Below are 12,976 nucleotides of genomic sequence, written 5' to 3'. Positions count from 1 at the left end.
TGAGGGTCAGTCCGTCTGGAGGAAATAATGAAATTAATTACGAAAAAACTGCTCGCCGGTAGCATTCTTGGCGCAACAATGGTTGCAGGCAGCGCAGGCATTCTTGTCGCGCAGGAAAAGCCTGTTATCTCGACCGTGGTTAAAATCAGCGGTATTCCTTGGTTCGACCGTATGAATACCGGCGTTGAAGCCTATCAGAAAGCCAATCCTGATGTGGTTGCGACCCAGAGCGGTCCGGCAACATCTGATGCGGCTCAGCAGCTGCAGATCGTTCAGGATCTGGTTGCTAAAGGCGTAACCGCGCTGGCAGTTGTTCCTATGGATCCGGCTGTACTGGAAGGCACATTCAAGCGCGCTATGGAGCGTGGCATTGTTGTTGTGACCCATGAAGCTGACAACCAGATCAACACAATGGCTGACGTTGAAGCCTTTGATAATGCTGATTACGGTATTGCGCTCAATGAGCGTCTGGCACAGTGCATGAACAATAGTGGCAAGTGGACAACTTTTGTTGGCTCACTCGGCAGCCGCACTCACATGCAGTGGGTTGCTTCTGCTGAAGAAAATGCCAAGAAATATCCGGAAATGCAGATCGTTGATCCGAACAATGAATCGTTCGACGATGCCAACGGCACTTATGAAAAAGCCAAGGAAATTCTGCGCAAGCATCCTGATCTGAAGGGCTTCCAGACTTCTGCCGGTAATGACGTTCTCGGTATCGGCCGTGCGATTGATGAAGCTGGTCTGAGCGGCAAGGTTTGCCTCGTCGGCACCGGCTTGCCAAACCCTTCAGCTGATCTGCTGGAATCCGGTGCGATCACTGCAATCGGTTTCTGGGACCCACAGAAAGCCGGTATGGCGATGAATGCGCTTGCTCGCATGTTCATCGAGAAGAAGGAAGTTAAAGACGGTACCGATCTCGGCGTTGAAGGCTATAACAGCGTTCGCGTGAAGAAGGGTGCAGGCGAAGGTCTGCTGGTTATCGGTAACGGCATGGTTATCGCTGACAAGGCGACCTACAAAGAACACCTGTTCTAAGAAAACCTGAACAGATCTGATCCTGTTGCCGGAATGTCGTTCCATCCCGTGCGACGGGGTCATAGATCCGGATGCGCCCTCCCGAAGCGCGCATCCGGATATCTGTATCCGGCTGAAGAGTAAATGAAACCAACGGCTTGAAGTGCCTGTCACATTCCGAATGACAGACGTTAAAGTGTAAAATCAGCCGGTTTCTAAGCGGTTCCAATCGCAAATGAGCGAGACGGTGCAGCGGCAAAGGAATTAAACGTGTCAACTACGACAAGCATTGCAGCGAGCATTGAACGACCTGCGGATCGTTTTCTCGAATTGCGCAATATCTATAAGCGCTTTGGTGGTGTTCACGCGCTGCGCGGCGTTGACCTGACAATCGACCTCGGCGAAGCCTATCATCTGCTGGGTGAGAATGGTTGCGGCAAGAGTACGGTTATCAAGATCATGTCCGGCGCTCACGGCCCAAGCGAAGGTGAGATCATTCTTGATGGCAAAACCTACACATCTTTAAATCCGATCCAGTCTTTGGCCGCCGGTATCGAGACGGTCTATCAGGACTTGTCCCTTATTCCGAACTTGACTGTTGCTGAAAACGTAGCGCTGAATGAGCAGCTTGTTGAAGGCAATGGCAGACTGTTCCGTCGTCTTAACCTGAAGAAACTGCATGAGACCGCTGCACGCGCACTGCACGCAGTTGGCTTGCCAAATGACAAAGCTTTTCTGAATACGGTTGTATCCGAACTGCCGTTGGCTATGCGCCAGTTGGTGGCGATCTCGCGTGCGATTGCGACACGCGCTAAGCTCGTGATTATGGATGAGCCAACCACCTCGCTGACACGCCGTGAAGTCGATAATCTGATTGAAGTGGTTGCGCGTCTGCGTGCCGAGCGTGTTGCCGTTCTCTTCGTCACCCATAAGCTTGATGAATGCTATCGCATCGGCGGGAATGCGGTTGTGTTCCGCGACGGTCAGTGTGTGGCGCAGGGACCGATTGAAAATTACACCAAGAAGCAGCTTTCCGAACTGATGATCGGTCGTGAAATTGATGCCGAGCGTTACCGCACAGGTAAACCGGCGGCAGAGGAACTGCTGAAACTTGATAATCTCACGGCTTCAGGCTTTAAAAATATCGGTCTTAACCTGCGTAAGGGTGAAATTCTCGGTATTACCGGTCTTGCAGATTCCGGTCGTAACGAGCTGGCTATGGCGATCACCGGTGTTGTGCCGGCAGAGTCCGGCAAGATCAGCCTTGAAGGCAAGGCAACACAGGTGAAAAGCCCGGCTGCTGCGATTGAACATGGTATCGGTTACGTGCCGGAAGATCGTCTTGCTGAAGGTCTGTTCCTCGATAAGTCAATTTTTGAAAATGAAATTGCCCTGATCTTCCGCAAGCTCTGCAACAGCCTTGGCATAGTTGATCAGAAAAAAGGCCGCACCATCGCTGCATCTTTGATGCAGGATATGCGCCTGAACACCACAAACCTCGACCTGCCGGTCGGTGCGCTTTCCGGTGGGAACCAGCAGCGCGTTCTGATCGGCCGTTGGCTAAGCATCGGCCCGAAACTGCTGGTGCTGCATGGTCCGACTGTTGGCGTTGATGTTGGTTCCAAAGACACAATTTATCGCGTTATTCAGGGGCTGGCAGAAGCCGGTATGGGGCTCATCATCGTTAGCGATGATCTACCGGAACTGTTGCAAAATGCCGACCGTATTCTCGTCATGAATTCAGGCAGCATCACTGCAGAGTTCGATGCGGCACAAGCCACCGAAGACCAGCTTTATCAAGCCATGATGTCATCGCAGAAGGAAACTGCCTAATGAGCGCGCAATATCAGCAAGATACGGCTCGCACCGGATCTTTCAAGCTGGGTGAATTCATTCGCAAACGCCCTGAATCGATCACGTTCTTTCTGCTCGTGGCAATTTGTACTGTTGTGTCGATTGTTAATCCGGCATTTTTGCAGGCATCAACGCTGATTGATATCGGCCGCGCCAGTGTGGTGATGGGGCTGTTTGCTCTTGGTGTGTTTATTATTCTTGCCGCAGGCGGCATTGACGTTTCGTTTACGGCAATTGCTGCTTGTACCGTCTATTCGCTGACGCTGCTGGTGCAGAACTATATGCCGGAACTGCCGATTATTTTCATCATTATGATGGCAATTACAGGCGGTGTATTTCTCGGTGTTCTCAATGGCTTATTGGTGCATTATCTCAATGTGCCGTCATTAATCGTCACTATCGGTACGCAATATCTGTTCCGTGGCTTCCTGCTGGCCTTTGTTGGTACGGTCTGGATCATGACATTGCCGCCAACGATGAGTGCTTTTGGCCGTATGCCGCTGTTTCAGTTTGAATCTGCTAATGGCGCAACCATTACAATGCCACTGTACTTCTTAGTGCTTCCTGCCGCTGCTATTCTCACATGGTGGATTCTCAACCGTACCATGATGGGTCGTGCGATTTTCGCAATGGGCGGTAACAGCCAGATCGCCAGCCGTCTGGGCTATAATCTGCGCACCATCCATATCTTCCTGTTCGGCTATGCCGGTGGTCTGGCTGGTCTGGCCGGTATCATCCACGTCTCAGCCAACCGCCAGTCCAGCCCGTTTGATTTCGTTGGCACCGAAATCGGTGTGATTGCTGCCGTTGTTCTCGGCGGCGCACGGATTACCGGCGGTACAGGTTCCGTTTTCGGCACGCTTCTCGGTGTGCTTCTTATTGTCGTCCTTAACAGTGTTCTGGTGCTGGTTGGCATCCCAAGCACATGGCAGCGTCTTGTCGTCGGCTGCTTCATTCTTCTTGCTGCGGCCTTCTTCGTCACCCGTCAACGCAAAAAATAACCCGATACTCTCAAGAGGAAATCATGAAGAAATTCCTGAACGATCCCGTCAATTTCGTGGATGAGATGCTTGAAGGCATCTATCGGGCACATCCCGAGCTGAGCTATGTCGATAATGACAAGCGCTGCATGGTTAAAACCAATAAAAAACCAGGTAAAGTTGGTATTGCTACCGGTGGCGGTTCCGGCCATTTGCCACTGTTCCTCGGCTATATCGGTGAAGGTATGCTTGACGGCGCAGCCGTTGGCGGCGTCTTCCAGTCACCGAGTTCTGAGCAGATGTATCAGGTTACCAAGGCGATCGATCAGGGCGCCGGCGTTCTTTACATCTACGGTAACTACAGCGGCGATATCATCAATTTTGACATGGCTGCAGAACTGGCTGACCTCGACGGTATTGCTGTTAAGCAGGTTGTCGGTAATGATGATGTGGCTTCTTCCGTTGTTGGTGAAGAACACAAGCGTCGCGGTGTTGCAGGCATTTACTTCGTCTATAAAGTTGCCGGTGCGGCTGCTGAAAAGCTGCTGTCGCTGGATGAAGTAACCCGTCTTGCTGATAAAGCGCGTCTGCGTACCCGTACCATGGGCGTTGCATTGTCGAGCTGTGTTGTGCCGGAAATTGGTCATGCAACCTTCTCCATCGGTGAAGATGAAATGGAAATCGGCATGGGTATCCATGGCGAACCAGGTATCAGCCGTAAGAAGCTTGCCAATGCTGATGCCGTTATTGACGAACTGATGGGTCGCATTTTTGCAGAGCAGGACTACGCGCAGGGCGATGAAGTTGCTGTTCTGGTGAACGGTCTTGGCGGCACACCGCTGGAAGAACTGTACATCATGTTCCGTCGCGTTTCACAGCTGTTTGACGAGCGTGGTGTAAAGGTTAAACACGTCTGGCTCGGTGAATTTGCAACATCGATGGAAATGGCCGGTGCCTCGATCTCCGTTCTGCATCTGGATGATGAGCTGGAGCCTCTGGTTGCTGCTTCTGCCAACACACCATTCTTCAAACATATTGCCGGTTGAGGTCTGATCATGAATGTTATTACCGCATCCGATCTGATCAATCTCTTTGACAGCTGGAAAGAACTGTTTGCTGAACAGCGCGATTTTCTGATCGCACTGGATGGTAAAGTGGGTGACAGCGATCTTGGCATTACCATGAGCAAAGCCTTTGCAGCAGCAGCTGAAGCTGTACATGCTGAGGACGCAGACGCAGGTATTGCCAAACTGCTGCGTGTAGCGGGTGCCATTATGGCGCGCGTTGCACCTTCAACAATGGGCACACTGACTGCAACCGGTTTTCTGCGTGCAAGTAAAGCTTGCGAAGGCGTGAGCGAAATCGGCACAAATGAAGTGGCCGCTTTCTGGCGTGCTTATCGTGATAGTATTGCCGAGCGTGGCAAAGCCAAAGTTGGCGATAAAACACTGCTCGACGTGCTTGATCCGATTGCAGTGACACTGGAAGCACAGGCTGCTTCCGGCGCTTCCCTGAAAGATGCACTTGCAGCAGCCGCTAAAGCCGCTGAAGATGCGCTGGAAGCGACCAAAACTATGGTTGCACAGCATGGTAAAGCCGCAGCGTTTCAGGAAAAGACCATTGGTCTTCAGGACGCCGGTGCAACAGTTGGTATGCTGCTGATTACCAGCATGTCTGCTTTTGTTTCAGCGCAAAACTAATCCTGTAATATTATGAAAAAAGCCCCGGTCTCCTGAGTGAGACCGGGGCTTTTTTACTTGCTGCTATTTTATTGAATGATTTTTATTAGCCGATTAAATAACGGCACAGTCCTGCCGAAACAATGCCGATGACAACGGTTGGCAACATTGAAAATCGTGTGGCAGCCAGAATTGTTATCGCTAATGCAAGCAGATCTGCAGGTCTGTCAGAGACAAAATCCGGGGCGATAACAGAAATCAGCACACAGCCCGGCGCAGCTTCCATCACTGCCATTGCCCGTTTGCCTAATGTGCGGTTACGGAGCAAAACATAGCCACCGATGCGGGTGAGATAGGTGACAGAGGCCATCAAAACGATGGTGAGAGCGACAATAGGATCGATCATTCATCACCTGCCAGCAGATAGGCGGCAATCAGACCGGAGAGTGCACCGGCAGCCACATACCATGCACCGGGGAGCATCAGATATGTCGTGGCAGCAATGACAAGACTAATCAACCACGGACGAGCGGCGGAAAATCCCTTCCACATGCCTGCGAGCAGCACCAGAAATACAGCTGGAAAGGCCATGTCAAAGCCGTAAACCCGCAAATCCCCCATCATCGGGCCGAAGGCTGCGCCAAGCGCAGTGAATGCTACCCATGCGCCGTAAAAGGGCACAGCCACACCAAAATAAAACGGCATGCTGAGGCCGTTGATATGCCCGGTTGTTTTGCGGCGGCGGGCATCATCTAATCCGAGAGCCCAGCTTTCATCACACATTAAAAAGAGTGCCGCCAGTGCTTTGCGCTTGGACAAATGACGGATGAACGGTGCAAGTGCTGCGCCCATTAACAGATGACGGCTGTTGACCAAAAAGGTAATCGCAACAATCAGTAAAATATGCGGCGGCGATGTCCACAGTTGAATAGCTGCAAATTCAGAGCCGCCTGCAAAATTAAGGCCGGTCATCAGCGGAACTTCCAGAACCGTCAGACCTTTTTGTGCTGCCTGTGCTCCGAGCACCAGAGCATAGGGAATAATGCCGAGCAGCACCGGAAAACCGGCCTGCGCACCGCGCCAAAACTCTGAGCGCTGTTCCGTTGTGTTATTCGTCGGCGCATAAACTTGTGAAATGTCCATGATTTTCTGGCTATAAAATTGATCAGGATTGGCAAAATAGATCATTTTCATCGCAATTTTCTTGCTATTATTGGGCAATTTTGGTGTAGTTTGGCATTGTGTATTAATTTTTTTGAATAATGTGGAATTTATAGCCAATGAAACTGGATGAGGTTGATAAGAAGATTCTGCGTGTGCTTCAAAATGACGGGCGCATTGCCAATAATGATCTTGCACGGGAAGTGGGGCTGTCACCGTCTCCTTGTTTGCGGCGGGTGAAACTGCTTGAGGAGGCGGGGGTGATTGACCGCTATGTTGCGGTGCTTAATCCGGCAAAAATCAATAAAAGTCTGACGTTTTTTACAAGAATCCGGCTGGATAAGCAGGATGAAGAAACGCTGCAAAAATTTGCGGATGAAATCTTGAAGCTGCCTCAGGTTCTGGAATGTTATTTTATGTTGGGCGATTACGATGCAATGATCCGTGTTGTTGCAGCTGATATTGAGGATTATCGCCGCTTCCAGTCTGAATATCTCAGCCGTATCAAAGGGGTGCAAAATCTGAAAACGGATGTGCCGAGCCAGACTGTCAAGCAGACGTCTGTTATGCCGCTTTAGTGGTGGAGAGTCACACAAAAAGCTTCTGACAATTTATCATAAATAATATTAAAAAAGACCATCAATGAATAAAATTCATTGATGAATGAATAACAACCATTTTTCATTCATGGGCGTGTTGGCTAAGGGCTATCTATCCAGTTTATTTGACAAAAGTCAGGTTATGCCCATGCCAGTTCCTCCGTTTCGCGCCGATCATGTCGGAAGTCTTTTACGTCCCCGCGCTGTTGCAGATGCCCGTGCAGCCAAAGTTCCTGCTGTTGAACTGCGCGCCATTGAGGATGCCGAAATTCCTGCAATGATCAAAATGCAGGAAGATGTTGGTCTTAAAGTTGTTACCGATGGAGAAGTGCGCCGTGCATTCTGGCATTTCGACTTCATGGGTATGCTTGACGGTATGGACATGGCTGTGCGTGACGAAGGTGTACAGTTTCATGGCACAAAAATTCCGCCTGTTCGCCCTGTGATCAATGGCAAGCTCGGTTTTCCTCAAGACCATCCGATGCTTGAGCATTTTTCTTTCGTCAAAGACAATACGACAGTCTGCCCTAAAATTTCTATTCCGGGCCCGTCCTGCGTGCATTTCCGCACGGATCCTGCTGACATCCAGCCAGAGGAATATCGTGACCCTGATGTGCTGTTTGCGGATATTGCGCAGACCTATAAAGACGCGGTCGCAGCTTATTATGCTCTGGGTTGCCGCTATCTGCAGCTTGATGATATTTTCTTCGCTTATCTTGGTGATCCGAAACAGCGTGAGCAGCGGAACGCGATGGGACAGGATCCGGATTGGCTGATTGACCGCTATGCATGGATGCTGAATGAAGCGATTAAAGACCGCCCAAGTGATATGCTGATCGGTATGCATATGTGCCGTGGTAATTTCCGTTCCACTTTTGCCGCATCCGGTGGTTATGACGCTGCGGCTGATGCGATCTTCAACAAGACCGATGTTGATATTTACTTTATGGAATATGACACCGAGCGTGCAGGCGGTCTGGAGCCGTTGAAACTGCTGCCAAAGGGCAATAAACGCATTATGGCCGGTTTTATCACCACCAAAACCCCTGAACTGGAAACTATGGACAGCCTGCGTCGTCAGTTTGATGAGGCGGCAAAATATGTCGACATGGATCAGCTTGGTATCGCACCACAATGTGGCTTTGCATCAACCGAGCATGGCAATGCTGTGACAGAGGATGATCAGCGCCGCAAGCTGGAGCTGGTGGTCAAGGTCGCGCACGATCTTTGGGGCGAAGCGTAAAGCACAGCGGGGAAAATAATCATGAAACGCAGACAATTTCTCATCGGCGGCGTATCGCTGGCGGCTCTGGTCGCCATGCCTGCACGGGCGGATGTAAAACCGCTCAAAGTTGGTCTTATCGTGCCGATGACCGGCCCGTTTGCCTCTGTCGGCCGTCAGGTACAGGCCGGTGTTAATGCATGGCTGGCCTTACACGGTGATGTGGTTGAAGGCCGCAAGATTGAAATTGTGTTGCGTGATGACGGGGCGGTTGCCGATCAGACCCGCCGTATCGCTCAGGAACTCATCGTCAATGAAGGTGTTGAGGTTTTGACTGGTTTTGGTCTGACGCCGCTTGCGCTGTCAGTTGCGCCGGTTATCTCCCGTGCTAAAGTTCCGGCGATTATTATGGCTGCCGGAACAGCCACAATTACCGAAGCCTCACCTTATTTTACCCGTACCTCCTGCACTGCGCCGCAAACCGCATGGCCAACGGGCAAGTGGGCTGCTCAGAATAAGATTAAGCGCATTGTCACTCTGGTGTCCGATTATGGCCCGGGAGTAGATGCGGAGACCTGGTTCACCAAATCCTTTGTTGAGGGTGGCGGTGAAGTGGTTGAATCTGTGCGTGTGCCATTGCAAAATCCTGACTTTGCGCCTTTCCTGCAGCGTGTACTGGATAGTAAGCCGGACGCATTATTTGTGTTCCTGCCTTCAGGCGCGGGTGGTTTGTTCATGAAGCAATATGCCGATCGCAATCTGGCGGGCGCGGGCATCAGACTGATTGGCACCGGCGACTTGACCGATGATGACCTGCTGCCTGCAATGGGCTCTGCCGCGCTTGGCACCGTTACCGGACATTTCTACTCGGCTGCTCATGAGAGCGCAACCAATAAAGCCTATGTGGCAGAAGTCGGTAAGAGCGCCAATGGTATGCGCCCGAATTTCATGTCTGTCGGTGGCTATGACGGCATTGCATTGATTGCGGCTGCTCTGAAAGAAACCGGTGGTGTATCAACCGGACCGGAGTTGATTGCAGCGATGAAAGGTCAGGCATGGGAAAGCCCGCGTGGCCCTGTTTCCATTGATGCGGAAACCCGTGACATCATCCAGAATGTCTATATGCGCGAAGTGCGTGAGGTTGATGGTGGTTTGTGGAATGTCGAATTTGACACTTTCGAAGCCGTAAAAGATCCGGCCAAAGCAAAGCTGTAAAGCGAACGGGGCAAATCACAGACCAATGCTGACAATTCTCTTCGACGGCATTGCCTATGGCATGCTCCTGTTTGTCCTTGCCTGCGGGCTCTCTGTCACACTCGGATTAATGAACTTCGTCAATCTGGCTCATGGCGCGTTTGCCATGGCCGGTGGCTATATTACCGTGGTGCTCATCAACAAGATGGGCGTGTCTTTCTGGCTCTGCCTGCCGGTTGCTTTTGTTGTGACCGCTCTGGTCGGCGCCGTGCTGGAGCGGCTGCTCTATCGCAGGCTCTATGGCAAATCGCATCTCGATCAGGTGCTGTTTTCGATCGGCATCGTGTTTATGGCTATTGCCGCGGCGGATTGGAGCATGGGCGGACAGCAGCAAATGACAAGCTTACCGGCATCATTAACCGGTCGCTGGGAGATTGGCACTATTAGCATCGGCCGTTACCGGCTGTTCATTATTGTTCTGTGTGCCGTACTGGCTGCGGGTCTGCAATATATTCTGAGCTATACCCGCCTTGGCAGCCGGTTGCGTGCAGCCGTCGATGACACACGGACTGCGCGGGGATTGGGTATTGGTGTAGACCGTATTTTCACACTGACCTTTGCTGCCGGTTCAGGACTTGCAGGACTGGGCGGTGCTTTGGGCATCGAACTCATGGCACTGGATCCGCAATTCCCGCTGACAACAATGATTTATTTTCTGATCGTGGTGACGGTCGGCGGCACATCTTCAATTACCGGACCATTCATTGCCGCTTTGCTGCTCGGTGTCGCGGATGTAGCCGGTAAATATTACTTCCCTGATTTCGGTGCTTTTGTGATTTATGCCGTGATGATTGTGGTTTTGCTGGTTCGTCCGCAGGGGTTGTTTGCGCGGGGGCAGAAATGAAACGCATTATTCTGCTGCTTTGTCTGCTTGTGGTTGCGATTGCAGCACCCTTTATTATACCGGGCAAAACCCTGTTGCTGACAGAGATTATTATCACGGCACTGTTTGCATTGTCGCTTGATCTCATTCTTGGACTTGCCGGAATTGTATCGCTGGGTCATGCAGCTTTTTTCGGAATTGGTGCCTATGCAGCCGGATTGTTCGCGCTGCACTTCAACGCTGATCCGGTGTTGGGTTTGATTTTCGCCATGCTCATCTCTGCCTGTGCCGGATTATTGTCCAGTTTTCTGATCTTGCGCGGTAATGATCTGACACGGTTGATGACAACAATCGGCGTTGCCATGATGCTCTATGAAGCGGGAATTCGTGCCTCGTGGCTGACCGGCGGTGCGGATGGTTTGAGCGGGTTCTTTTCCGATCCTGTTTTAGGCTTGTTTGAATTCGATTTTGCCGGTCAGGTCGGCTATTTCTATGCGCTGGCGGTCTTGTTCCTCGCTATGCTGGTTGTGCGACAGATCATGGGTTCACCTTTCGGTGTATCACAGATGGCAATCAGCCAAAATCCGGTCAGAGCCGGTATGCTTGGCATTGCAGCAGGGCGGCGTATTATTGCGATCTATACATTAGCAGCAGCACTGGCGGGAGCGGCAGGCGCATTACTTGCCCAGACGACCAGTTTTGTTTCCCCCGATGTGCTGGCCTTTCATCGCTCCGCTGATGTGCTGCTGATGCTGGTGATTGGTGGTACGGGTTGGCTCTATGGCGGGCTCGTGGGGGCTGTCTTATTCATCTTGTTGCGTGATTGGTTATCCGTTCTGACACCGCAATACTGGATGTTCTGGATAGGTTTGCTGCTGGTTATTCTGGTGCTGACAGGGCGTGAGCGCCTGTCGATGCTGTTGCCGAGGGTTTTGCGATGACCATTGCACTGGAAACCCGTAATCTCAGCAAGCATTTTGGTGGTTTCACTGCCACCAATCAGGTTTCGCTTACTATCGGCCAAGGTGCGCGACATGCTTTGATCGGTCCAAATGGAGCCGGTAAAACCACACTGATCAATCTGCTAACCGGTGCATTCCCGGCCAGTTCAGGTGAAATCTATCTGCTGGGCGAAAATGTCACCACACGACCGGCATGGCAACGTGTGCAAAAGGGGCTTGCCCGTACATTCCAGATCAACCGGTTGTTTGCCGGTTTTACGCCCCGTCGCTCATTGATGCTGGCTGTTGCGGAACGCTATAAACATGGCTGGCGTTTTTGGCGAGCTTTGGAATCTGATAAACTTGTTGTTCAGGAAACAGAGCAATTATTGCAACAGATCGGCCTGACAGATGTTGCGGATGAACTTGTTTCCCGTCTGCCTTATGGCAAGCAGCGTCTGCTGGAAATTGGTTTGGCACTGGCTCTCAAACCACGTGTGTTACTGCTGGATGAACCGGCTGCTGGTGTGCCTGAAGAAGAGCGCCATGAAGTGCTTACGCTTGTGAAAACATTGCCGGAAGATGTGACAATTGTATTGATCGAGCATGATATGGAACTGGTTTTTTCTTTCGCCGACCGTATTTCGGTGCTGGTGCAGGGCGAATTGTTTCTCGAGGGAACACCGCAGGAAATCACTGCTTCTGCGCAAGTGCGTGCTATCTATCTCGGAGAAGACGGATGAGTGAATTGCTCACTATTCAAGCTCTGGCTGCCGGTTATGGCGGGGCACAGGTGCTGAGTGATATCAGTCTGAACCTTGAAGCCGGAAAATCGCTTGCGGTTCTTGGCCGCAACGGGGCGGGTAAAACCACCTTGCTGGACAGCATCATTGGTGTAACCACCTATATGAGCGGTTCAATCCACGTGTCAGGACGCGATATTACCAGTCTTTCGCCGGAAAACCGTGCTGCATCCGGTATCGGCTGGGTGCCGCAGGAACGCAATATTTTTCGTTCACTGAGTGTCGAGGAAAATCTCACCGTAACGGCACGGCGCGGTGAATGGACATTGCAGCGGGTTTATGCGTTTTTCCCCCGTCTTGAGGAACGCCGCCGTAATATGGGCGATGCCCTTTCCGGCGGTGAGCAGCAAATGCTGGCGATTGGCCGCGCCTTGATGCTCAATCCGCGTCTGCTATTGCTCGATGAACCGCTGGAAGGACTAGCGCCGGTAATTGCGGATGAGGTAATGGCCGGTCTTGGTCGACTTGTCAGTGGCGGTCTGTCTATGATTGTTGTCGAGCAGAAAGCACGTAAGATTTTGCCGCTCACCGATTATGCCTGCGTGATTGATCGCGGACGCATGGCATGGTCAGGAGACAGCGCGTCACTGTTGCAGGAGGACGGTCTGCTGGATCGGTTAATGGCGCTTTCCTGAATTGTTTT

General features: G+C 51.5%; 14 protein-coding genes. 12 read left to right on the top strand and 2 right to left on the bottom strand.

Translation table 11 applies throughout. The annotated features are described in order from the left end of the window. Positions 1-27: 27 nt before the first annotated feature. From QUF18_RS06430 to QUF18_RS06410, 5 genes are all read left to right on the top strand, one after another. Positions 28-1,038 (top strand): substrate-binding domain-containing protein, encoded by a 1,011-nt coding sequence (locus QUF18_RS06430; RefSeq protein ID WP_289386251.1) that lies wholly within the window; start codon positions 28-30, stop codon positions 1,036-1,038. Positions 1,039-1,287: 249 nt separating this feature from the next. After that, the gene (locus tag QUF18_RS06425) at positions 1,288-2,850 is read left to right on the top strand and encodes a sugar ABC transporter ATP-binding protein (RefSeq protein ID WP_289386249.1); all 1,563 of its coding nucleotides are present in this window, start codon (positions 1,288-1,290) and stop codon (positions 2,848-2,850) included. Continuing rightward, positions 2,850-3,872, top strand: coding sequence for an ABC transporter permease (locus tag QUF18_RS06420; protein WP_289386248.1), 1,023 nt, complete (start codon positions 2,850-2,852; stop codon positions 3,870-3,872). Before QUF18_RS06425 ends, QUF18_RS06420 begins: the two co-directional genes overlap by 1 nt. A 23-nt stretch (positions 3,873-3,895) precedes the next feature. Beyond that, complete coding sequence (locus tag QUF18_RS06415; protein ID WP_289386247.1) at positions 3,896-4,897, top strand: dihydroxyacetone kinase subunit DhaK; 1,002 nt, start codon at positions 3,896-3,898, stop codon at positions 4,895-4,897. A 9-nt stretch (positions 4,898-4,906) separates the two neighbouring features. Then, positions 4,907-5,551 (top strand): dihydroxyacetone kinase family protein, encoded by a 645-nt coding sequence (locus QUF18_RS06410; RefSeq protein ID WP_289386246.1) that lies wholly within the window; start codon positions 4,907-4,909, stop codon positions 5,549-5,551. A gap of 85 nt (positions 5,552-5,636) precedes the next feature. Here the strand turns inward: QUF18_RS06410 and QUF18_RS06405 are convergent, their stop codons facing one another. Both QUF18_RS06405 and QUF18_RS06400 read right to left on the bottom strand, forming a co-directional pair. Next, positions 5,637-5,936 (bottom strand): AzlD family protein, encoded by a 300-nt coding sequence (locus tag QUF18_RS06405; RefSeq protein WP_289386245.1) that lies wholly within the window; start codon positions 5,934-5,936, stop codon positions 5,637-5,639. Continuing rightward, positions 5,933-6,673, bottom strand: coding sequence for an AzlC family ABC transporter permease (locus tag QUF18_RS06400; RefSeq protein WP_289386486.1), 741 nt, complete (start codon positions 6,671-6,673; stop codon positions 5,933-5,935). The genes QUF18_RS06405 and QUF18_RS06400 overlap by 4 nt, the downstream gene beginning before the upstream one ends. A gap of 137 nt (positions 6,674-6,810) precedes the next feature. On the opposite strand from QUF18_RS06400, the gene QUF18_RS06395 reads away from it, so the two are divergent. The 7 genes from QUF18_RS06395 to QUF18_RS06365 all read left to right on the top strand — a co-directional run bounded on the left by QUF18_RS06395 (position 6,811) and on the right by QUF18_RS06365 (position 12,968). Beyond that, complete coding sequence (locus QUF18_RS06395) at positions 6,811-7,269, top strand: Lrp/AsnC family transcriptional regulator (protein ID WP_289386243.1); 459 nt, start codon at positions 6,811-6,813, stop codon at positions 7,267-7,269. 169 nt (positions 7,270-7,438) lie between these two features. Then, on the top strand, positions 7,439-8,533 hold the full coding sequence (locus QUF18_RS06390; protein ID WP_289386242.1) for a 5-methyltetrahydropteroyltriglutamate--homocysteine S-methyltransferase: 1,095 nt from the start codon (positions 7,439-7,441) through the stop codon (positions 8,531-8,533). 21 nt (positions 8,534-8,554) lie between these two features. Further along, positions 8,555-9,727: an ABC transporter substrate-binding protein gene (locus QUF18_RS06385; RefSeq protein WP_289386241.1), complete on the top strand. Its 1,173-nt coding sequence runs from the start codon at positions 8,555-8,557 to the stop codon at positions 9,725-9,727. A gap of 25 nt (positions 9,728-9,752) precedes the next feature. Further along, on the top strand, positions 9,753-10,610 hold the full coding sequence (locus QUF18_RS06380) for a branched-chain amino acid ABC transporter permease (RefSeq protein WP_289386240.1): 858 nt from the start codon (positions 9,753-9,755) through the stop codon (positions 10,608-10,610). Beyond that, positions 10,607-11,530, top strand: coding sequence for a branched-chain amino acid ABC transporter permease (locus QUF18_RS06375; protein WP_289386239.1), 924 nt, complete (start codon positions 10,607-10,609; stop codon positions 11,528-11,530). The genes QUF18_RS06380 and QUF18_RS06375 overlap by 4 nt, the downstream gene beginning before the upstream one ends. Continuing rightward, positions 11,527-12,273 (top strand): ABC transporter ATP-binding protein, encoded by a 747-nt coding sequence (locus tag QUF18_RS06370; protein WP_289386238.1) that lies wholly within the window; start codon positions 11,527-11,529, stop codon positions 12,271-12,273. The genes QUF18_RS06375 and QUF18_RS06370 overlap by 4 nt, the downstream gene beginning before the upstream one ends. Further along, entirely contained in the window at positions 12,270-12,968 is a 699-nt protein-coding gene (locus QUF18_RS06365) for an ABC transporter ATP-binding protein (RefSeq protein ID WP_289386237.1), read from the top strand. The genes QUF18_RS06370 and QUF18_RS06365 overlap by 4 nt, the downstream gene beginning before the upstream one ends. The last annotated feature ends 8 nt before the right edge of the window (positions 12,969-12,976 follow it).

Source organism: Pseudochrobactrum kiredjianiae, assembly GCF_030362795.1.
Lineage (GTDB): Bacteria > Pseudomonadota > Alphaproteobacteria > Rhizobiales > Rhizobiaceae > Pseudochrobactrum > Pseudochrobactrum kiredjianiae.
This window is presented reverse-complemented; position numbering and strand designations above follow the sequence as displayed.